Annotated in this window: 20 protein-coding genes and 2 pseudogenes; 6 read left to right on the top strand and 16 right to left on the bottom strand. The window is 65.6% G+C overall.

From position 1 onward, the window contains the following. Positions 1–102: pseudogene (locus AX729_RS41025) on the bottom strand (BA14K family protein); the annotation flags it as partial. Between the two features lie 235 nt (positions 103–337). On the opposite strand from AX729_RS41025, the gene AX729_RS05775 reads away from it, so the two are divergent. Next, positions 338–745: an NADH:ubiquinone oxidoreductase subunit NDUFA12 gene (locus AX729_RS05775; protein ID WP_028136688.1), complete on the top strand. Its 408-nt coding sequence runs from the start codon at positions 338–340 to the stop codon at positions 743–745. 529 nt (positions 746–1,274) lie between these two features. On the opposite strand, the gene AX729_RS05785 is transcribed toward AX729_RS05775, so the two are convergent. After that, complete coding sequence (locus tag AX729_RS05785; protein WP_061020986.1) at positions 1,275–1,961, bottom strand: DJ-1/PfpI family protein; 687 nt, start codon at positions 1,959–1,961, stop codon at positions 1,275–1,277. Positions 1,962–2,073: 112 nt separating this feature from the next. Here AX729_RS05785 and AX729_RS05790 point away from each other — a divergent pair, with 112 nt between their 5' ends. Further along, positions 2,074–3,027: a GlxA family transcriptional regulator gene (locus tag AX729_RS05790; protein ID WP_061020988.1), complete on the top strand. Its 954-nt coding sequence runs from the start codon at positions 2,074–2,076 to the stop codon at positions 3,025–3,027. Positions 3,028–3,084: 57 nt separating this feature from the next. Here AX729_RS05790 and AX729_RS05795 read toward each other — a convergent pair whose 3' ends face one another. The 3 genes from AX729_RS05795 to lipP1 form a co-directional block, all read right to left on the bottom strand. Further along, the gene (locus AX729_RS05795; protein WP_061020990.1) at positions 3,085–3,339 is read right to left on the bottom strand and encodes a PepSY domain-containing protein; all 255 of its coding nucleotides are present in this window, start codon (positions 3,337–3,339) and stop codon (positions 3,085–3,087) included. Between the two features lie 121 nt (positions 3,340–3,460). Then, positions 3,461–4,468: a hypothetical protein gene (locus AX729_RS05800; protein WP_061020992.1), complete on the bottom strand. Its 1,008-nt coding sequence runs from the start codon at positions 4,466–4,468 to the stop codon at positions 3,461–3,463. A 13-nt stretch (positions 4,469–4,481) separates the two neighbouring features. Then, a complete protein-coding gene (gene lipP1 / locus AX729_RS05805; protein WP_061020994.1) occupies positions 4,482–5,429 on the bottom strand; it encodes a LipP1 family hormone-sensitive lipase in 948 nt (315 codons plus the stop codon). 202 nt (positions 5,430–5,631) lie between these two features. Here lipP1 and AX729_RS41490 point away from each other — a divergent pair. Then, positions 5,632–6,674 (top strand): annotated as a pseudogene (locus tag AX729_RS41490) (DUF2155 domain-containing protein). 116 nt (positions 6,675–6,790) lie between these two features. On the opposite strand, the gene aat reads toward AX729_RS41490, so the two are convergent. The 10 genes from aat to AX729_RS05860 form a co-directional block, all read right to left on the bottom strand. Then, positions 6,791–7,471: a leucyl/phenylalanyl-tRNA--protein transferase gene (gene aat, locus AX729_RS05815; protein ID WP_061021052.1), complete on the bottom strand. Its 681-nt coding sequence runs from the start codon at positions 7,469–7,471 to the stop codon at positions 6,791–6,793. Between the two features lie 57 nt (positions 7,472–7,528). Next, positions 7,529–8,632, bottom strand: a complete 1,104-nt coding sequence (locus tag AX729_RS05820; protein WP_061020998.1) for a sensor histidine kinase — start codon at positions 8,630–8,632, stop codon at positions 7,529–7,531. After that, positions 8,629–9,069: a response regulator gene (locus AX729_RS05825; RefSeq protein ID WP_061021000.1), complete on the bottom strand. Its 441-nt coding sequence runs from the start codon at positions 9,067–9,069 to the stop codon at positions 8,629–8,631. The genes AX729_RS05820 and AX729_RS05825 overlap by 4 nt, the downstream gene beginning before the upstream one ends. Then, a complete protein-coding gene (locus AX729_RS05830) occupies positions 9,066–10,592 on the bottom strand; it encodes a sensor histidine kinase (protein WP_061021002.1) in 1,527 nt (508 codons plus the stop codon). The genes AX729_RS05825 and AX729_RS05830 overlap by 4 nt, the downstream gene beginning before the upstream one ends. 104 nt (positions 10,593–10,696) lie before the next feature. After that, positions 10,697–12,052, bottom strand: a complete 1,356-nt coding sequence (gene accC, locus AX729_RS05835; protein ID WP_061021004.1) for an acetyl-CoA carboxylase biotin carboxylase subunit — start codon at positions 12,050–12,052, stop codon at positions 10,697–10,699. A 90-nt stretch (positions 12,053–12,142) separates the two neighbouring features. Further along, the gene (gene accB / locus AX729_RS05840; protein ID WP_061021006.1) at positions 12,143–12,637 is read right to left on the bottom strand and encodes an acetyl-CoA carboxylase biotin carboxyl carrier protein; all 495 of its coding nucleotides are present in this window, start codon (positions 12,635–12,637) and stop codon (positions 12,143–12,145) included. Positions 12,638–12,672: 35 nt separating this feature from the next. Further along, the gene (gene aroQ, locus AX729_RS05845; protein WP_061021008.1) at positions 12,673–13,140 is read right to left on the bottom strand and encodes a type II 3-dehydroquinate dehydratase; all 468 of its coding nucleotides are present in this window, start codon (positions 13,138–13,140) and stop codon (positions 12,673–12,675) included. Positions 13,141–13,368: 228 nt separating this feature from the next. After that, the gene (locus tag AX729_RS05850; RefSeq protein WP_061021009.1) at positions 13,369–14,202 is read right to left on the bottom strand and encodes a DUF1236 domain-containing protein; all 834 of its coding nucleotides are present in this window, start codon (positions 14,200–14,202) and stop codon (positions 13,369–13,371) included. Between the two features lie 212 nt (positions 14,203–14,414). Beyond that, a complete protein-coding gene (locus AX729_RS05855; protein ID WP_061021010.1) occupies positions 14,415–15,182 on the bottom strand; it encodes a DsbA family protein in 768 nt (255 codons plus the stop codon). Between the two features lie 98 nt (positions 15,183–15,280). Then, entirely contained in the window at positions 15,281–16,681 is a 1,401-nt protein-coding gene (locus tag AX729_RS05860) for a M48 family metalloprotease (protein WP_061021057.1), read from the bottom strand. Between the two features lie 189 nt (positions 16,682–16,870). On the opposite strand from AX729_RS05860, the gene AX729_RS05865 reads away from it, so the two are divergent. From AX729_RS05865 to AX729_RS05875, 3 genes are all read left to right on the top strand, one after another. Beyond that, on the top strand, positions 16,871–18,058 hold the full coding sequence (locus AX729_RS05865; protein ID WP_061021011.1) for a pyridoxal phosphate-dependent aminotransferase: 1,188 nt from the start codon (positions 16,871–16,873) through the stop codon (positions 18,056–18,058). 90 nt (positions 18,059–18,148) lie between these two features. After that, a complete protein-coding gene (locus AX729_RS05870; RefSeq protein WP_061021012.1) occupies positions 18,149–18,706 on the top strand; it encodes a biotin transporter BioY in 558 nt (185 codons plus the stop codon). 88 nt (positions 18,707–18,794) lie between these two features. Further along, a complete protein-coding gene (locus AX729_RS05875; protein ID WP_061021013.1) occupies positions 18,795–20,129 on the top strand; it encodes a dicarboxylate/amino acid:cation symporter in 1,335 nt (444 codons plus the stop codon). An 84-nt stretch (positions 20,130–20,213) separates the two neighbouring features. Here the strand turns inward: AX729_RS05875 and AX729_RS05880 are convergent, their stop codons facing one another. Then, positions 20,214–21,446, bottom strand: coding sequence for an NAD(P)/FAD-dependent oxidoreductase (locus tag AX729_RS05880; protein WP_061021015.1), 1,233 nt, complete (start codon positions 21,444–21,446; stop codon positions 20,214–20,216). Between the last annotated feature and the right edge of the window lie 39 nt (positions 21,447–21,485).

The raw sequence follows: 21,485 nt of genomic DNA on the forward strand, positions 1-21,485 counted from the left end.
ACCCCGGCCGCCGCCGCCGGGCCCTTGCGCGAAGCTCGGCGTGGTCATGGGTAGAACGAGTGCCAACGCTGCGGCAGCGCTCAAAACTTTCAAACTGTTCATGGTTTAACTCCTTTCCCGCAAGCAACCCCACGAGGGGGCAGGAGTTCCAAAGGATCACGCCGGTGTGCGAATTGAGGCTGGCGCGCGGACACTGTTACCGGCATGGACGGATCGCGCCCAGTTTGCGGCCCTGAATGTCTCAGCAGCGCATCGGCGAAGGGTACCGCGGCCCGCGAACTGGACATTTTGCCGCCCGGATGGCATCAGGACCGGACGAAGCAGGGCCCTTTGCCGCATGAAACAATTCTTCCTGAAGTTCTTCACCTGGTGGAACGGCCAGACGTTCGGCACCCAACTCTGGACCAAGAGGTACGGCGAACTGGTCGGCCAGGACGAGCAGGGCAATCTCTACTACCGCACCCGCGGTGGGGCGATCGATCCGACGCTGGGCTTCGAGCGGCGCTGGGTCGTCTATAATGGCTACGCCGAGGCGAGCCGGATTCCGCCGTCCTGGCACGGCTGGATTCATCACGTCGTCGACGTGCCGCCGACCGAGGCCAACTACCAGCCGCGCGAGTGGGAAAAGCCGCACCAGCCGAATCTCACCGGCACGGCGAAGGCCTATCGGCCCTCCGGCTCGACGCTCGCCAGCGGCAAGCGTCCGAAGGCGACCGGCGACTACCAGCCCTGGACGCCCGGCTAGCCTTTTTTCTGCCTCCAACCGCCATTGTCCGAAGCGGATGCACATGCATCCGCGCCGCCCCCCTGTGGACAGCGGGAAGAGCGGGGATGCTGCGTGCGTGGACGTTGCACTGATGCGGGCGATGCGGCTCAATGATCCCATCTTGCGGAGATGGGAGACCATCGCGTTCGGTTCGGGCAACAGTTCGCGACTGTCCCGAGATGCAGCGGCCGCCGAGTAAGGACTCGATCGGGAGATAGGCCCCCGGTCTGGAAGTTCCGAAATCGCCCGATGTGAATGTGCAGCCGCCGTGAGACAGGAAGGGCCGCTTGGGAAACCGAGCGGCCTTTTTCTTTGAGGGTTTCAAAGATTCTTTGAGGGTTTCAAAGACGCTTCCGTGCCCCGGCTCAGCGATGCAGCGTTGCACGCTGCACCGCGTCCGGGACAGGAGCGGAGTCTAAAGCGCAATGCGATTAGGATGAATCATCATCGCGCTTTAGGTTGTTGTTTAAGCATGATCTTTTCGGAAAACCGCTGCACGGATCATGCTTTAGCTCACCCTTTCAGCCGCGCGCTTGACCGCTGCCAGGCGTTGCGTCTGGTTCTGCGCGCCGCGTTCCTTCAGCAACGCCAGCACTTCCGCCGGTGCCGTCTCGGGCGAGCCTGAATTGAACGGCGGGGCCGGATTGTATTCCATCTGGAGCTGGATCGCTTCCGCCGTGGTGCGATCGACCATGATCGACACCAGCGTCAACGCGAAATCGATGCCGGCGGTGACGCCGCCGCCGGTGATGCGGTTGCGATCGATGCAGACGCGCGTCTTCGTCGGTGTCGCGCCGAACTGGGCGAGCATGTCCATCGCGCTCCAATGGGTGGCGGCGCGGTAGCCCTTCAGGAGGCCGGCGGCGCCGAGCGCCAGCGAGCCGGTGCAGACCGAGGTGACGTACCTGGCACCGGCGGCCTGCCGGCGCAGGAAGTCGAGCACCTCCTCGTCGTTGAGCAGGTCGTTGGTGCCGCTGCCGCCGGGCACGCAGATCACGTCGAGTTGCGGGCAGTCCGCGAAGGTCGTGGTCGGCGTCAGCGTCAGGACGGAATCGCTCGGCACCGGTTCGATCCGCTTCCAGATCAGATGCAGCTGCGCGCCGGGAACCATGGCGAACACCTGCAGGGGGCCGGTGAAGTCGAGCTGGGTGACGCGCGGAAACACCAGGATTCCGATCTGGAGCGGTGACGACATCGGGAGATCTCCAATTGCGAGCTTGACGCCGGCAGGATGGCATGGTGCCCTCCTGTCCGAAATGGCATAATTCCCTCACTTTCGGACATAACCTCTCTTTCGGACACAGCCCATGATCGGCATCCTGATCTTCCCTGATTTCCAGCTGCTCGATGCGGCAGGCCCGATCTCGGCGTTCGAGGTCGCGGCGCGCTGCACCGGCAAGGCGCCCGGCATTCGCGTGCTGGCGGCGAAGCCGGGACTGGTGCGGAGTTCGTCGGGCGTCGAGATGATGGCGCGCGATCTCAAGGCGGCGAACGCGATCACGACGCTGGTCGTGGCCGGCGGCATCGGCGTTGCCGACGCCGCGCGCTGCGAGGTCACGCGCGCTTTCGTGCAGCGCCTGGCGCGGCGCGGCGTGCGCGTCGCCAGCGTCTGCTCTGGCGCCTATGTGCTGGCCGAGGCGGGCCTGCTCGATGGCCGCCGCGCCACCACCCATTGGGGCCGTACCCGCGATTTCGTCGCGCGCTATCCGAAGGTGAAGTTCGAGCCTGATCACATTTTCACCCGCGACGGCAATGTGTGGACGTCGGCGGGCATCACGGCCGGCATCGATCTCGCGCTGGCGATGGTCACCGAGGATCATGGCGAGGAGATCGCGCAAGAGACCGCGCGCCAGCTCGTGCTCTATCACCGCCGCAGCGGCGGGCAGTCGCAGTTCTCATCGCTGCTGGAGTTGAAGGCGCCGAACGGACGCTTCGGCACGCTGTTGTCCTGGGCGCGCGAAAACCTCGATGCGCCGTTGACGGTGGAGGACCTCGCCGATCGTGCCGGCATGAGCGCGCGGCACTTTGCCCGCGCCTTTGCGGCCGAGACCGGCACCACGCCATCCAAGGCCATCGAGCGGTTGCGGCTCGAAGTCGCGCGCGAACGCGTGCAGTCCTCGCGCGAGGCGATCGAGCTCGTGGCGGAAACGACCGGCTTCCGCGACCCCGAGCGAATGCGGCGCGCCTTCATCCGTGCCTTCGGTCAGCCGCCGCAGGCGCTGCGGCGGGCGGCGCGGGCAGGGTATGGTGTGTGCTCTTGAGCGCGGAGCGCGTCGCGGAATGGCTAAGTCCGCGTGCAAAGCCGAGATCGATGATGCCTAGCGATCCGGCTTTTCGCGCACGATGACGCCGGTCTTGGGGTCGGCATGGAATTCCATCTTCTGTCCGTTCTTGACGCCTTCGCCCTCCCACTGGCCGTCGTCGGCTTCAAGCTTGGTCACCTGCGAATAGCCTGATTCCATGACCTTGGCCTTCACTTGCTCCATCGGCATCCAGTCAGGTCCGGGTTGATCCGCTCTTGCTGCCGAGGCCATGGCGAGCGAGCCGAGAACCAGAATTGTGGCAAACTTCATCGCGAACCTCCTTGCGGTGAGAGGTTTCAACGGGATCGCCGAATTGATGTTCCTCGACTGCGTCGGTGCAAATGAGGGAACAGCCGGGCTCGGGGCGATATTCCCGAATTGATGAGGATGCCTATGTGGCGCCGCTTGCCGGCACGCGGACGGATGCATCTGCGCGCGCGGTCAGGCGCCGTGCGATCGGCATCAGCATGTAGGGCGCGAGATGAATCGGAAACTGCGTCATCGCGAAATAGAGCCAGGTGGCGGGCGGCAACGCGCCGGCCGTCGCCGCCAGCATCAGGCCGAGATTGCGCTGTGACACCATCAGCCCGAGCGCCAGTGCGCGCTCGGTGCCGATGCGGCGGAACAGGAGCGTGGTGACGGCGAGCAGGGTGAAATAGATCGCGAAGGACAGGGCCGCGAGGCTGATGGTGAATAGCGGCTGTGCGAGGAGGTCGCTCACGACATCACCCATGATCGCGGCCGCGAAGATGAAGAGGATGATGATGTTGAGACCGTCGATCGGCGTCTTGTGACGCTGGATCGCCTCCGCGCCGAACATCCATCGGATGGCCGTTGCGGCCAGCAGCGAGGCTGCGAGGATGCCGAGCAGTTTCAGGCCCAGCGTCAGCGGCGTGATGCTCAGCGTGTCGCCGAGGAAGAGGCCCGCGAAGATCGAGGCCGTGAACGGTACCAGCGCGGTCGATGTCACCAGCGTGATCAGCACGAGAGTGGCATCGAGACCCATCAGCGCGGCGAGGGCGGGGGAGGCCATCATCGGTGAGGCCATGCTCTGGAGCATCAGTGCGAGCGAAAGCGCAGGCGCGCGAGCCGTGAGCCCGGTTGCGTGCGCGATCACTCCGACGATCAGCGGCACGCCGATCGTGGTCCAGACCGTCGCCGTTGCAACCAGCGCCGGTCGGCGCAGATGGCTGTAGAGGGCGGCCAGATCGACCCGCATGAAGGAGATGCACAGCAGGCAGAGGATTGCCTCGGTGAGATAGGGACGCAGCAATGCGCCGAGCGGTGGCACCGCAGCCGCGATGAACACGACAGCGGCCACCGCGCGGGTGCCCTGGCTGCCAAGCCAGTTCAGGACGCGCAGCGGGAGGGCGACGATGGTTTGGACACGGGAAGCCATGCGGTGCTGCGGCTCAGCCCAGTCCCTTCAGCCACGCGCCGATCTCGCCGATAGCGACGTTGGCCTGTGGCAACAGCTTGCCCATCGTGAAGAAGCCGTGGAATTGGCCGGGATAGTGCTTGGTCGTGACAGGCACTCCTGCCTGCTTCAGGCGCGCGGCATATTCATCGCCTTCGTCGCGCAAGGGATCGGCGCCGGCAGTCAGCACGTAGGCCGGCGGGAGTCCGATGAGGCTCGCCGCGCGCGCAGGCGAGGCGCGCCAGTCGTGGATGTCGGCGGCGCCGTTGAGATAGTGATCGCGGAACCAGCGGATCACCGAATGCGTCAGCAGCACGCTGGTCTCGGGCTCGCTGTGGGAGCCGTGGGTCATGGCGAAATCGGTCGCCGGATAGACCAACACCTGGCCCGCGATGGCGGGGCCGCCAGCGTCACGGGCGGCGAGCGCCACGACCGCGGTGAGATTGCCGCCGGCGCTGTCTCCGCCGATCGCAAGGCGCGCGGCGTCGATGCCGAGCTCGCGCGCGTTCGCGGCGACCCATTGGGTTGCGGCGATGGCGTCCTCGGCGGCGGCGGGAAACTTGTGCTCGGGGGCGAGGCGGTAGTCGACCGAGACCACGATCAACGCGCCTGCAACGGCAAGCTGGCGGCAGACGACGTCGTGGGAGTCGAGATCGCCGATGACCCAGCCGCCGCCGTGGAAGAACACCAGTGCCGGCGACAGGCCGTCGCGCCGGCGCAGTTCGTTCGGAACATAGATGCGGGCTGGAATCGTGCCGTGCGGCGCCGGGATGGCCAGCGGCGCGATGCGGGCGAGCTCCGGCGGTTCGGGGTTGGTGGCAAAGCGCGCCTGCGCGTAATAGGCGCGTGCCTCGTCCGCCGTCAGCGTCTCGTAGGCGGGGCGGCCGGCTTCCTGGAAGGCCTTGTAGACGGCGGCGGCATCGGGATCGAGCACAACGGGCATGAATGTGGGACCTTGGGGGTTTCCAGTTGGTGTCATTTTTGGGGAGGCGACGGCCGACTTCGCCCAGGGGAGGGGCTTTTGACTATCCCATCCAGGCGCCCGTCTGGCCAGACCGCGCGGGGAAGGGCAGGGATGCCGCCCTTCCCCCGCCGTATTCGGCGTGTTAACCGGATGGCCTGCGAGCGGCGGTATCCCCTGTAGAATGTCCAACGAGCCCGATTCGCTGTTGAAGCCGCGCGAGATATGTTTCGAACAATTACCCTGACAGGTCTTGCGGCGCTTTTGGCCGCCACCGGACTGACGGTTGCGACGCCGGCTCAGGCGCAGATCGGCACGATCTTTTCGGATCCGCCGCCGCTTCGGCCGCCCGGCAGCATTCCGCGCGGTCAGCCGCAGCCGCAGCAGATTCCCGACGACGACGAAGAGGTGCCGGAGCTGCCGCCGCAGGGCCGCGTGCTGCCGTCGCGTCCGATGCTGCCGCCTCCCGGCCGGCAGGGTAACGTGATGCCGGGTCCGGTCGAGACCCAGCCCCTGGCGCCGCCGCCGGGTTCGAGCGTCGCACCGCCGAACCAGCCGCCGTCCGCCGCGATCGCTCCGCCCGGACCGCAAGGCGCCCCGGGTGCGCCCGGTCAGCGTCAGCCCCAGCAGAAGGGCGCGCCGGGCGCGGTTCCGCAGACGCCGGCGAGCCTGCAGCCGGGCGACGAGGTCGTGACCGAGCCGCCGGCCCAGAAGATCGTGAACAAGAAGGCCACTTTCTCGGGCCTCGACAAGATCACCGGGCGCATCATCAATTTCGACGAGGAGATCGGCGAGACCGTCCAGTTCGGCGCGCTCCGCGTCAAGACGGACGCCTGCTACACGCGCCCGGCGACGGAGGCGGCCAACACCGATGCCTTCGTCGAGGTCGACGAGATCACCTTGCAGGGCGAGGTGAAGCGCATCTTCTCGGGCTGGATGTACGCAGCAAGCCCCGGCCTGCACGGCGTCGAGCACCCGATCTACGACATCTGGCTCACCGACTGCAAAGAGCCGCAGCAGACGATAGCGACCGCGGCGCCCGATCCTTCAACCAAGCCCGCACCGCCGCCGCCCGCGCAGAAGAAGGCCGCGCCCAAGCAGGCCGTGCAGCAGCGTCCGCCGCAACCTCTGCCGCCGATCCAGCAGCAGCAACCGGCACCGCCGCCGCCTCCGCCGCCGGAGCAGCGGCCAGGTCTGTTCGGTATCCCCGGGTTCGGCGGCCGGTAAAGCGCGAATAGTCTCAGGTTAAGACGATTGCCGCGAGCTCGTTCACCTCTCCCGCTTGCTTGCGGGAGAGGGAGCCGACCGCCGCAATCAAGCATCATCTCATCCCGCGTCAGATATCATTGCCGTGAGGCGATGATCTCGAGCGCGCGTGCGCCCGGGATGGCTTCGCCGGCCGAGAGCCTCAGGAAATCGCCGGGGTCACCTGCAAGCGCCTTGTCGAGCAGTGCCGTGTAGCGTCGCCGCGAAATCTCGATCGCGCCAAAGCTCTTCAGATGATCGGTGACATATTGGGTGTCGAGCAGCTCGAAGCCGCCATGAATGAGCCGCGCGACCAGATGCACCAGCGCGACCTTCGAGGCATCGCGCGCGGTGTGGAACATGCTCTCGCCGAAAAAGGCACGTCCGAGGCTGACGCCGTAGAGCCCGCCGACGAGGTCGTCACCCTGCCAGGCTTCGACGCTGTGGCAATGGCCGAGCTCGAAGAGGCCGCCATAGAGGTCGCGGATGCGCTTGTTGATCCAGGTGTCCTCGCGTCCGGCCTGCGGCGCGGCGCAGCCCGCGATCGTCGCCTTGAACGCGGTGTTGACGGTGACGCGAAACTGATCCGAACGCACGGTGCGCGCGAGTCGCGAAGCGACGCGAAACCCGTCGAGCGGGATGACGCCGCGCAGCTCCGGCTCGACCCAGAACAAGGTCGGATCGTCGGCGCTTTCCGCCATCGGGAAGATGCCGCAGGCATAGGCGCGCAGCAGCACGGCCGGCGTGATTTCAGACGGGGCGGAGTCGCGCGAAGTCATGGCCCGGACCATAGCAGGATCGTCTTGCGCTTGCGATGGGCGCAGCAGGGCGCGAGGTCAGCTCGCGGCGGCGGTGCTGGTCTTGCCGGGCACGGCGGGCAGGCGGCCGAACTTCAGGACGATCCGGGTTCCGGAATGCGCGGGATCGCGCTCGACCGAAGCGTCGAGCTTCGAGGCCATGGCCGCGACGATGCGCTGGCCCATCCCGGTGGAGCGCGGATCGGCCTTGACGTTGTCGCCGACGCCGTCGTCGGTGATCGAGAGCAGGAGATCGTCGCCCTGCGAGACCAGCTCGACATGGATCGGGCCGGCGCCGTCGGGATAGGCGTATTTCACCGCGTTCATCACCAGCTCATTGACGACGATGCCGACGGCGACCGCGCGGTCCGGATCGATCTCGATCGGCTCGGCCTTCAGCGTCAGGCGCGACATGCGGTTGCCTTCGGCGGAGCGGCGGAGATCCTCGAGCAGCGAGTCCAGGTACTGGTTCAGGACCACGCTCTTGAGGTCCTGCGAGGTGTAGAGCCGGCGGTGCACCTGCGCGACCGCGGCGACCCGGCCCATCGCATTGGTCAGCGCCGCCTTGACCTCGTCCTGCGCGGCGGAACTCGCCTGGAGGTGTAGCAGCGAGGCGATGATCTGGAGCGAGTTGCCGACGCGGTGGTTGACCTCCCGCAGCAAGAGCTCGCGTTCGGCGGCGAGCGCCGCGTAGCGATCGCGCGAGGCGTGGATCTCGGCTTCGGCTTCCTCGCGTGCCCTCTGCAACTCGGCCTGACGCAACGCGCCTTCGGCGGCGACGTGGAGGAGCGGGATGAAGTCGCCCTGGACGTCCTTCACCAGATAGTCGGCCGCTCCGGCCTTCAGCGCGGTCACCGCGATGCTGGAATCCTGCGAGGCGGTGACGAATACGACCGGCGGCGCGTCCGGGATCGCCATGATCTGCTCGAGCGTCTCCAGCCCGTCGAGGCCCGGCATGTACTGGTCGAGCGCCACGACGTCGATGCCGCCGCTCGCCTGCGCGTTGCGGATGCGCTCCAGGCCTTCCTCGCCGCTCGCGGCGTGAACGACCCTGTAGCCGCGCCGCGTCAGGCCGCGGTCGACCAGGCGCGCCAGCGCGGCGTCGTCGTCGATGTAGAGCAGTGTCGGTGTGTGCTGGTTCATGAGGCGGCGGGCGGGACCTGGATGACCGAGAAGAACAGGCCGAGCTGCCGGATGGCATTGGCGAAATTCTCGTAATTGACCGGCTTGGTGATGTAGACGTTGCAGCCCAGCTCGTAGCAGCGCTTGATTTCCTGGGAGTCGTCGGTGGTGGTCAGCACCACCACGGGCGAGGCCTTCAGATATTTGTTTTCCTTGATCTGCTTCAGGATGTCGATCCCGGTCATGTCGGGGAGGTTGAGATCGAGCAGGATCAGGAGCGCATTGCCCTTCTGGACCAGCCCGGAGCCGTCGGCACCGAACAGGTGCATCATCGCGTCCGTGCCGTTCTGGAAGGAGACGATCTCGTTGTTGACGCCGGAGCGGCGGATATTGCGCTCGATCAGGCGGGCGTGGCCCTCGTCGTCCTCGATCATGATGATGGTGACAGGCTGGGTCATCGATCCGTGTTCCGGTTGCTCACATTCCAGGCGATCGGCAGCGTGATCGTGAAGGTGCTGCCCGCGTTCAGTTCCGATGATACCGACATGGTGCCGCCGAGGCGACGCACAAGTGCACGCACATGCGCAAGGCCGATGCCCTGGCCAGGCTTGTCCTGGGTTCCCGCGCGGCGGAACAGGTCGAATATCCGCTGGTGATCCTTCGGATCGATCCCGCGGCCGTTGTCGCTGATCTCGAAGATAGCGTAGCCGAGCTTGGTGCGCCCGCGGATTCTGATCTCCCCGGGCACGCCGGGCTTGAGATATTTGACCGCATTGTCGATCAGGTTGGAGAAGATCTGTTCGAGGGCGAGACGGTCGCTCACGAGGTTCGGCAGGGGCTCGAGGTGGATCTCGGCCTGTGCCTCGGCCGCCTGGTGCGCCAGCGTCGAGACGATGGCCTCGATCAGCTCGCGCGTGTCGATCTTCACGGGCTGGAATTCGCGCCGGCCCTCGCGGGTGAGATTGAGGATGGCCGAGATCAGCCGGTCCATCTTGGCGATCGACGTCTTGATGAAGCCGAGTGCTTCGGAAAAATCTTCCGACAGCTGCTTGTCGGCGCCTTCGAGCGCGATCTCGCCCGGCCCGGCGGGGGCCAGCGGGGCTCCCTCCGCAGAGACGTGAGCGAGGCTGCCGATCCGCCGGAAGATGTCGCCGCCGAGCTCCTCGAGCTCGCTGGTGAAGCCCATGATGTTGACGAGCGGCGAGCGCAGATCATGGCTGACGATATAGGCAAAGCGCTGGATCTCGTCATTGGCTTCGCGCAAATCCGCCGTGCGTTCGTCGACGATGGCCTCCAGATTGACGTTGGCATCGCGCAAGCGCGTTTCGGCCTCGTCGCGGGCGCGCGCGGAGCGCCGCACCAGCCAGATCGAAATCAGCGCGAGCAGCACGACCAGACCGGAGCCGACGCCCGTCATCGACGCCGCCAGGGTTTGGCTGTGATCCGCGTTGGTCGAGCGCAGACGAAACAGCCGCTCCTCTTCCTGGAGCATGTTCGTGGCGACTCTGGCAATCGCGGCCGTGGTGTCGGTGGAGGCGGCTTCGCGCACCACATCTACGGCCTTCTCCGGCTGGCCCTGGCCGATGAATTCCATCTCTTGCGCAAACTGGCCCAGCCGGGTCTCGATCGCGGTGCTCAGCTTTTCGATGTTTTGGCGTTGCGCCGGATTGTCGCCGGTCAGTCGGGTGAGTTTGTCGAGCGCGGGGACGATCGCCGCCACGGCCTTCTCATGGTCGGCCTTGAAATTCGCGCCCTGGGTCAGGAGGAAACCCCGAGCTGCACTTTCCGCGCGCCGGATTTCCAGCAGCAGGGCGTTGATACGGTTCTGGGCCTCGATGGTGTGGACGACCCATCTGTTGTCGTCTCTGGCCTTGTTGACGAGATAGACGGAGCCGGCGCTGATCACGGTCAGCACCAGAAGGCCCGCCGCGAACAGCAGGACCTGCCAAAACGCCCGCCGCCGGAGGGCTTCAGCCGTCACGACGGTTCACCTGTCTAAGTTCAGTGAAGTTCAAAACGCCCCCTTGGAACTGGCCCCGACCGTCCAGAACGCGAGAGGGGCCAAAGGGTTCCACGGCCGGCAGATTATTTGGCGGCGGGTTCCTTGCCGGCCAGATACTGTTCCAGCCAGTGGATGTGGTAGTCGCCGTTGATGATGTCGTCCTCGCGCACCAGCGCCCGGAATAGCGGCAGCGTGGTCTCGATACCCTCGACCACCATCTCGTCCAGCGCCCGGCGCAGCCGCATCAGGCATTCGGCGCGGGTCTTGCCGTGCACGATCAGCTTGCCGACGAGGGAATCGTAATAGGGCGGGATCGTGTACCCCTGGTAGACGGCGGAATCGATCCGCACGCCCAAGCCGCCAGGCGGGTGATATTGCAGGATCCGGCCCGGTGAGGGGCGGAAGGTCTGCGGATTCTCGGCGTTGATGCGGCATTCGATCGCGTGGCCGATGACCTGGACTTCGTCCTGCCTGGCCGGCAGATCCCCGCCCGCGGCGATGCGAATTTGCTCCAGCACGAGGTCGATGTCGGTGATGCTCTCGGTGACGGGATGCTCGACCTGGATGCGGGTGTTCATCTCGATGAAGTAGAACTCGCCGTCCTCGAACAGGAACTCGATGGTGCCGACGCCGAGATATTTCATCTCGCGCATCGCTTTCGCGCAGGTCTCGCCGATCCTGGCCCGTGCGGCGGCGTCGAGGACGGGCGAGGGGCCTTCTTCCCAGACCTTCTGGTGGCGGCGCTGCAGCGAGCAGTCGCGCTCGCCGAGATGGATCGCGCCGCCACGGCCGTCGCCGAGGATCTGGATCTCGATGTGGCGCGGCTTCTGGAGGTACTTTTCGAGGTAGACGGAGGCATCGCCGAAGGCGGACTTGGCCTCGTTGGCCGCCGTCGACAAGGCCACCAGGAGGTCGGCCTCGCTGTGGGCAACCTTCATGCCGCGGCCGCCGCCGCCGGCCGCCGCCTTGACCAGCACCGGGAAGCCGATCGCCTTCGCGATCGCCATCGCGTCGTCATCGGGACCGACCGCGCCGTCGGAGCCGGGCACCACGGGGATGCCGAGGCGCTTGGCGGTCTTCTTGGCTTCGATCTTGTCGCCCATCAGGCGGATGTGCTCGGCCTTCGGGCCGATGAAATGCAGGTTGTGCTCTTCGAGAATCTCCGCAAAGCGCGCGTTCTCCGACAGGAAGCCGTAGCCGGGATGCACGGCGTCGGCGCCCGTGATCTCGCAGGCCGCGAGCAGCGCGGGCACGTTGAGATAGCTGTCCTTGGACGGTGGCGGCCCAATGCACACGCTCTCATCCGACAGGCGCACATGCATGGCATCGGCGTCGGCGGTGGAGTGCACGGCCACGGTCGCGATCCCGAGCTCCTTGCAGGCCCTGAGGATGCGAAGGGCGATCTCGCCGCGATTGGCTATGAGGATCTTGTCGAACATGGTGCCTCGGGGGCGAAGTAGCGAATGGCGAGTGGCGAATGGCGAGTAGGGAAGGGCTGGACCGTTCGCTATTCGCCATTCCCCATTCGCTTACTCAATGATCACGAGCGGCTCGCCGTACTCGACCGGCTGGCCGTCCTCGACCAGGATCTGCGTCACCGTGCCGGCGCGCGGCGAGGGAATCTGGTTCATCGTCTTCATGGCTTCGATGATGAGCAGCGTCTGGCCGACCGAGACCTTGGTGCCGACGTCGATGAACGGCTTTGCGCCGGGCTCAGGCGCCCAGTATGCCGTGCCGACCATCGGCGAGATCACGGCGCCGGGGTGCTTCGACATGTCGGCCGCAGCACTGGCGGGCGCGGCGGCGCCTGCCGTCGCCGGAAGCGCGGCGGGAGCGGCTGCCACCGGCATCGGCATGGTCGCGGCGACGCTGATGTTGCGGGCGACGCGCAGGCGCAGGCCCGCCCGTTCGATCTCGATCTCGGTGAGGCTGGTTTCATCGAGCAGCAAGGCAAGCTCGCGAACGAGCGCGGAATCCTCGCTGGAAAACTTTGCGGCTGCTTTGTCGTCTGGCTGGCGCGCCATGTTGTTTGATCCGAATGTTCTGTTGGAAGGGAGCGTCAGGCGTTGGGCTTGATGCCGAGCTTGGCGGCAAGGCCCTGAATGGCGAGGCGGTAGCCCTCGATGCCGAAACCGCAGAGCGAGGCGAAGGCCGCGCGCGCGGTGTAGGAGTGATGACGAAAGCTCTCGCGGGCGTGGATGTTGGTCACGTGCACTTCGACCGCGGGAATCTGCACCGCGAGCAGCGCGTCGTGCAGCGCGATCGATGTGTGGGAATAGCCGCCGGCATTGATGACGATGCCTTTCATCCCGCGCCGATGCGCCTCGTGGATGAAGTCGATCAATTCGCCCTCGCGGTTGGACTGGCGGCAATCGACCTTGAGGCCGAACGTCGCCGCCGCCTCCCGGCACAGCACCTCGACGTCGGCCAGCGTCCCGTGGCCGTACTTGTCGGGCTCGCGCGTCCCCAGCATGTTGAGGTTCGGCCCGTTCAGGACGAGGATCGTGTCGGTTGCAGGTTCGGCCATTCCAATCCCGGAAGAGGTGCTTCGGCGTGGCGGGGTTATAGGTAACAAAGCGCGTGAGGGGAAGCCTTGAAGGGCCTGAGGGACGGGTTCAGGCACCTCATCCAGTGCGCAAAAACCTGTGCGGAAACTACGGAAATTGCTTGTTAACCAGTCCGAAGCATGGGCTGCCGCCGCATGCAAAGGGGGCGGGCATCGCTGCCCGCCCCCAGGGGTCGCCGGTGTCCGGCCTTAGACGTTCAGGATCGCCACGATCTCGTAGGTGTCGGGATTGACGATCACGATCTCATCGCGGACCAGGATGTATCGGTAGGTCCGCCACTCCGGATAGATGGTCACGACCCGGGACGGCAGGGCGTGAAACGTGATGCCCTCGCGCGGTACGCGTGTGCCGACCGAGATCGAGAAGTTGACGTTGGTCACGGGCTGCACGCGCTGCTCGCGTATCACCGACGTGATCTGCGTCCGCTGTTCGGTCGAAAGCTTGGCAGCGGCCCCGGCCTGTCCGACCGTGGTTGAGGACGAGCTCTGGCCCTGTGCGTTCTGGTTCGTGGTCGTGCCGGTGCCCTTCTGGGTCTCTGCGCTGTTGGTCGAGGTGCCGCTCTTGGCGCCCTCAGCCTTCATGTCCTTCTGGTCCTTGCCGGACTTCATGCCGTCCTTGCTGGTGTCCTGGGTCATGCTCTTGGACTTGTCCTGCTGGGACTTGTCCATCTGGCCCTGCGCACGATCATCGGTGCGCTGTCCCTTGGTGCCGGCCTTTTCTTCAGCTGCGTTCTTGTTCATTGCGCCGCCGGAAGGCCGCTCATCCTTCATCGCGCCGGACTTGTCTTCGGAGGCGCGGTTGGCGCCGCCGGACTGGCCGACCGTGCCCTTATCCTGACTCATCGAATCGCGACCCATCGCGCCACCGCGCTCGGCGCCGCCGCCGGAAGGCTGCGATTGCTGCATCTGCGCGCCACCGGTGCCGCCACCGCTGTCGCGGCCCATGGTACCCTGTGCGTTCGCCAGACCGGTGCCCGCGACGAGTGCAGCTGCGGCAACCGAGATCATAAAGCGGTTCAACATCGAAATTCTCCTCAGGTGTTTCTCTGCGTCATTGCCCGCGCCGACAACGAAAGGAGATTTGAGTTGTTCCGGAACATTGGCTGTTCCGCGGCATTTGTTTGTTGAACGCCAGATGAACGACTTTGCAAAATCGCGCCATGGTCTGGCGCAAGAAGAAAAGGCCGGCTTTTCAGCCGGCCTTTGCGCGTCTTCATTGTCGTACGGCGTGTGGATCAGCAAGTCGCCTTGCCGCAGCGGGCGATGCCGATCTTTTCCCTGAGGGCTTCGACGCCAACGGCACCGATCACGATCTGCTTGCCGATCACGTAGCTCGGCGTGCCGTTCATGCCCATCGCTTCTGCAAGCTTGAAGTTCTCCTCGATGGTGGCGCGCACCTCGGGGCTTGAGATGTCCTTCTCGATTCGAGCAGTGTCGAGGCCGGCTTCCTTGGCCGCCTGAATCGCGCGCGCCTTGTCCGCCGCACCACGACCGTTGAGCAGTCTCTGATGGAAATCGAGATATTTCTTGCCCGAGGGATCCTGCATGCGCACGGCGACCGCGACCTGAGCCGCTTCGACCGAGCCCTGGCTCAGCACGGGAAACTCCTTCAACACGACCTTCAGCTTCGGATCGTTCTTCATGAGCTCGAGCATGTCGCCCATGGCGCGCTTGCAGTAGCCGCAATTGTAGTCGAAGAATTCGACGAAGGTGACGTCGCCGTCCTTGTTGCCGAGCACGACCTGGCGCGGCGAGTTGAAGATCGCATCGGCGTTCTGTGCGATGCTGGCCTCGTGCTTCTGCGTTTCCGCAGCGGCCTGGCGCTTGCTGAGTTCGGCCATGGCCTCCTCGAGCACCTCGGGATGGCTGACGAGGTAGTTCTTGATGATCTTCTCGATGTCGGCGCGCTGGCTGTCGGAGAAACCGTCGGCCGAGGCGGGCACGGCTGCGCCGAAAATGGCGAGCGCAAACAATGCGGAAGCAAGCAGACGCAGCGAAGGCATAGTGAAATCCTCTTATCCAAAGCAGGTTGCGAGAAAAGTCCCGGTGGACCTGAGCTCGGTGTCGTGACGTCGTGGTATCGGGCGGCGTTCGAGTTGCGTCAGTTGCGCGACGGCTTCGCCGCCACGATGTCGTCGGCCTTGACCCATCCGGGCGTGCCGACGGCGAAACGGGTTTTCGCGCGCGTGGCAAGCTCGCGGGCGGTCTTGTTGTCGCCGCGCAGGTAGGCGGCCTGGGCCGAGGCGAGATCTGCCTCGGCATAGTCTCCCTTCCGGCCGTAGGCCATCGCGAGCTGGGTATAGCCGAGGGCCGCCTCGGGCTCGCGCGCCACCGCGGCACGGAGAATCCGAACAGCTTCATCGGTGTAGGCCTTATTATCGGTTCCAACCAGAGCCTGCCCAAGTAACATCTCGATGAGGGGCGCGTTGTTCGAGAGTTGCGCCGCCTTGCGGAGGGGGGCGATCGCCTCGGCCGGCTTGCCGCTTTCCAGAAGGGCCTGGCCGCGCACCTCGTAGAAATACGGGTTGTTCGGCTGCACCTGGATCAGCGCATCGATCTGGGTGAGCGCGCTGCGCAGATCCCCGTGCAGATAGGTGCTGATGGCCCGGGCATAGCGCGCCGGCAGGCTGTCGTTGGTCTGGGGATAGCGGCGATACACCGTCTCGGGCCGCTCCATGAAGGCGGAGATCTTGGCGCGAACCATGTCGTGCCGGAGCTGAAGCGCGGGATCGTCCTTCTTGTTCCAGAAGGGGCTGGTGCTGGCGAATTCCTGGAGCGCGGCGACGCGCTCGGCCGGCATCGGATGCGACTGAAGATAGGGATCGGCGCCGCGCGAGGCGAACAGGCTCTCGCTGGTGAAGCGCTTGAAGGTCTCGTACATGCCCTTCGGCGATTGCTGGGTCGCAGTCAGGAATTTCACGCCGGCGCGGTCGGCGTTCTCCTCCTGCTGGCGCTGGTAGGACAGCAGCGTGCGGCGGATCATCTCCTGCGGAGCGGCGATCGCGGCCGCGCCGGCGTTGGCCAGCCCGTTGTTGCCGGCGCTCGAGCTGCGGGTGCTGCCGGCAGCGATCGCGCCGGCGCCGAGCAGCATCGCGATGATCATCTGGGTCTGGGCGGTGGCGAGCTGCTCGCGCAGCTTGGACAGATGTCCGCCAGCCAGATGCCCGGTCTCGTGCGCGAGCACGCCGATGATCTGGTTCGGCGTCTCCGACTGCAGGAGGGCGCCCCAATTGACGAAGATGCGGCGGCCGTCCGCGACGAACGCGTTGAACGATCCGTCGTTGATGATCACCATCTGGATGTTCTGCTTCTCGAGGCCCGCGACGCGGAGGATCGGGCGCGTGTACTCGCGCAGCAGCTGCTCGGTCTCGGTGTCGCGCAGGACCGGCGGTCCCTTGGCCTGCGCACGCGCGGCCGAGAACGGCGTCAGCGCGATCGCCATGGCGGTGACGAGGGCGGTGAGGGCAGAGGCCTTCTGGCGCGATGCAATCTTGAGCAACATCAAGCGATCTGGGTCAAAGGTCTTGATCAAGCGGTGTGGTGATTGGTTTTGGCGATTGGCGGCGGACCGGATACGCGATATGCCCTTGTGAGCCGTGCCCTTTATGACCCGTACAATGCGGCCAGTCTGGGGCGCAAGCGCTCCGTTTTCCGGACCGGACGGATCGGTCGCCAGCGATAGCAGAAATCGATGCACGATGCGACATTGAGGAACCGGTTGGGGCAGTGGCTCGAGCCCTCGAGCCGCAGCGATGTTCCCCCGTTCATGGTGATGGACGTCATGGCCGCGGCGGCCCGAATCGAGGCCGCCGGTGGCCGTGTCATCCACATGGAGGTCGGCCAGCCCGCGGCCGGCGCGCCGAAGACCGCGATCGCGGCCGCCCATGCCGCGCTCGAGGCGGGGCGGATCGACTATACGTCCGCCCTCGGCATCCCCAGTCTGCGCGAGCGCATATCGCGCCATTATCGCGACACCTATGGCTGTGACGTCAGCCCCGAGCGGATCGTGGTGACCACAGGGTCTTCCGGCGGCTTCGTTCTGGCTTTCCTGTCGATGTTCGAGCCCGGCGATCGGGTCGCCGTGACGGTGCCGGGCTATCCGCCATACCGTCATATCCTCACCGCGCTCGGCTGCGAGCCGGTGCTGATCGAGACCACGAACGAGACGCGCCATGCGCTCACCGGCGAGGCCCTGCTCGCCGCCCATCGCAAGGCGCCGCTGAAGGGCGTGCTGGTCGGCAGCCCCGCCAATCCGACGGGCACGATGATGTCGCGCGAGGCGCTCGCGAGTCTCATTGCGGCGGCGGAAGATGCTGGCATCCGCTTCATCTCGGATGAGATCTATCACGGGCTCGACTACGCGTTTCCGGCGGTGACGGCGGCGGCGCTGTCCGGGCACGCATTCGTGATCAACTCGTTCTCGAAGTATTTCTGCATGACGGGCTGGCGCGTCGGCTGGATCGTCGTGCCCGAAATCCTGGTGCGGCCGATCGAGCGGCTCCAGCAGAATCTGTCGATCTCGGTGCCGACGCTGTCGCAGATCGCGGCAGAGGCAGCCTTCGACGGCGCGGCCGAGATGGAGGAGATCAAGCACGGCTATCAGGAAAACCGGCGTATCCTGATCGATGGACTGCCGAAGGCAGGACTGACGAGATTCCTGCCCGCCGACGGCGCCTTCTATCTTTATGCCGACGTCTCTGACTTTACGTCGGACAGTTTCGATTTCGCCAAGCAGATGCTGGAGCAGGCGCATGTCGCGGCGACGCCGGGCCTCGATTTCGACCCCATCCATGGGCGCTCGTTCGTTCGCTTTTCCTACGCACGTTCGCCTGAAGAGATGCGAGAGGCAGTTGACCGGATCGCTCACTGGCTTAAATAGCCGCCAGTTTTCGATAGCCTTCCGGAGTTCAACTTGTCTGATCGATCTGCTTCGCCTGCCGCCGCTTCGCATTCATCTCTCGCCGCATTGATGTGGCCGAGCAGCCCGGGCGAAGCCGTCGGCGTCCTGCGCGCCGTGGTGCTGGTTGCCTTCGGCAGCGCGCTGATGGCGCTGTCAGCCAAGGTCAGCCTGCCGCTGCCCTATGTGCCCATGACATTGCAGACGCTGGTGGTGCTGATGATTGGTGCCGCCTATGGCTGGCGCCTGGGCAGCGCAACCATGATCGCCTACCTCGCTGAGGGCGCGCTTGGCCTTCCGGTGTTTGCCGGCCCGGTGGGTGGAATTGCACCGCTGATCGGACCGACCGCGGGCTACCTGTTCGGCTTCATTGCGGCAGCCTTCTTGACCGGCTGGCTGGCCGAGCGCGGCTGGGATCGCAACGTGATGCTGCTGTTTGCGGCCATGGCCGTTGGCCATGTCGTCATTCTCGCCGCCGGCTTCGGCTGGCTGGCATTCGGCCTTGGTCTCGGCGCCGCCAAGGCCTGGCAGGTCGGCATCGTGCCGTTCATTGCGGCCTCACTGGTCAAGAATGCGCTCGGCGCGACGCTGATGCCGGCGGCACGCCGTATCATCGAGCGCCGCGGGTAATACGCGCCGTCACGAGCAGTTCCAATTGACGGGGCGGCCAAGTTGATCTTGGCTGGCCCCGTATGTGTTTTGAGGGGGAGTGAAACCGATGACGACGACAACGATGGCGGGGGCGCCGGTCGCGCCGCCCGCCGCCAAGCCGTGGTACAAGGTTCTCTACGTCCAGGTGCTGATCGCCATCGTGCTCGGTGCCATCGTCGGCTGGCTGTGGCCGCAGGTCGCCACCAACGAATGGATCAAGGCGCTCGGCGACGGCTTCATCAAGCTGATCAAGATGGTGATCGCCCCGATCATCTTCTGCACCGTCGTCTCCGGCATCGCTCACATCCAGGACGCCAAGAAGGTCGGACGCATCGGCGTCAAGGCGCTGGTCTATTTCGAGGTCGTCTCGACCTTCGCGCTGGTGATCGGCCTCGTCATCGGCAATCTGGTGAAGCCGGGCGCGGGCTTCGGCGCTGGCGCGGCCAACGAGGCCGCGGTCGCAAACTACGCCAAACAGGCGGCCGGTCAGAGGTCGGTCGACTTCGTGCTGCACATCATTCCCGACACCGTGGTCGGCGCCTTCGCGCAAGGCGAGATCCTGCAGGTGCTGCTGTTCGCGGTGCTGTTCGGCTTCGCATTGATGAGCCTCGGCGAGCGCGGCCACACCATCCGCAGCTTCATAGACGATGCCGCGCATGCCGTGTTCGGCGTCATCTCCATCATCATGCGCGCAGCCCCGGTCGGCGCGTTCGGCGCGATGGCCTACACGATCGGCAAGTTCGGCACCGGCGCGATTCTCAACCTGGTCGGGCTGATCGCCACGTTCTACGTGACCGCGGCGCTGTTCGTGTTCGTCGTGCTCGGTCTCATCGCCCGAATGGCAGGATTTTCGATCTTCAAGTTCCTGGCCTACATCAAGGACGAGCTGCTGATCGTGCTCGGCACCTCGTCCTCGGAAAGCGCGCTGCCGTCCCTGATGGAGAAGCTGGAGCGGCTCGGCTGCTCCAAGTCGGTGGTCGGTCTCGTCGTGCCCACGGGGTACTCGTTCAATCTCGACGGCACCAACATCTACATGACGCTGGCGACGCTCTTCATCGCGCAGGCGCTCGGTTACGATCTCTCCTTCAGCCAGCAGGCCACGATCCTGGTCGTGGCGATGCTGACCTCGAAGGGCGCCTCCGGCATCACCGGTGCGGGCTTCATCACGCTGGCGGCAACGCTGGCCGTGGTCGATCCGCGCCTCGTGCCGGGCATGGCGATCGTGCTCGGCATCGACAAGTTCATGAGCGAGTGCCGCGCCCTGACCAACCTGTGCGGCAACGGCGTTGCCTGCGTGGTCGTCGCCTGGTGGGAAGGCGAGCTCGATCGCGACAAGCTCAATGCCAACCTCGCCAAGGAGATCGATCCGACCGACATGGAGACCGCGATCACGACGGACTGATCCGCAAGCCGCAACTGACGGCGATGTCGGCTCTCGAAGCAGCAGGGCTGGTCGATATCATCGGTCAGCCCTTTTGCTTTGCGTCTAAAACCGTCCCGGCCGGTATGGCGCCGGATCAATCGCAGGCGTCTCGCCGCTCATCATCTCGGCGAGCAGACGTCCGGTCGCGGGCCCGAGCGTAAAGCCCTGATGCCCGTGGCCGAAGTTCATCCAGAGGCCTGGATGACGAGGAGCCTGGCCGAGCACCGGCAGCATGTCGGGCGTGCAGGGCCGGGTGCCGAACCACGGATCAGGCTCGACACGCTTGCCGAGGTCGATCAGCTCGCGCGCGGAGGCTTCCGCGCTGGCGAGCTGAACCGGCGTTGCGAGCGCCTCCGGGCGCGTCAGCTCCGCACCCGTGGTGATGCGAATGCCCTTGGCCATCGGGCCCATGGCATAGCCGCCCGTCTTGTCGATCAGCGGCAGGTCGAGCGAAGCGCCGCCGCTGTAATGCATGTGGTAGCCGCGCTTGCGCACCAGCGGGATGCGATAGCCGAATTTGTGGAGGAGGTCCGGTGACCACGGCCCGAGTGTCACGACGGCGTGGGGCGCATCGAGGCGTCCGCTGTCGGTGTCGACCGACCAGCCGGTCGAGGTCTGTTGCAGCGACCGCGCATCGCCGAGCACGATCTTGCCGCCGAGGCGCTCGAGCAACTCGGCATAGGCCGTGACCAGCGCGCCGGGATCGGACACGGTCCAGGTGTCGAGCCAATGGATCGCTCCGGGGAGATCGTCGCGAAGGATCGGCTCGGCCTTGGCAAGCTCGCTGCCCGACAGCACGCGAAAATTCACGCCGAATTCGCGCCCATCTTCCTCCGCAGCCTTGATCGAGAGATCAAAGGAAGCGGGGTCGCGAAACAATGCCCGGTAGCCGGCGCGGCGAATGAGATTGTCGGCATGCGCCTCGCGGATCAGGATGTCGTGCTCGGCTGTTGCGTGCGCGATCAGCCGTGCCCACGCCTCGATTGCCTCGCGATGTCGCTTCGGCGCCGAATGCCACCAATAGCGGAGCAGGGGCTCGACGTGGAGATGGAGGGAGGACAGGCTGTAGCGCACGTCGTTGGTGCGGCCGGTCGCGATCTTCAAGAGCGATGCGAAGTCGCGCGGCATGGGATAGGGGCGCACCGCTTCGGCCTGGATCATCCCGGCATTGCCGTAGCTGGTCTCGCGGCCCGGCTCCCTGCGATCGACGAGGGTGACGGCCCAGCCGCGCTGCCGCAGGTGCAGCGCCGCGCTCACACCGATCATGCCGCCGCCGAGAACGATCGCGCTTTGCATCGAAGCTGACCTCGCCAAATCAAAACCGCCCGGTTTGGC

The sequence above is a fragment of the Bradyrhizobium sp. CCH5-F6 genome (assembly GCF_001556045.1).
In the GTDB taxonomy this organism is placed as follows: Bacteria; Pseudomonadota; Alphaproteobacteria; order Rhizobiales; family Xanthobacteraceae; genus Bradyrhizobium.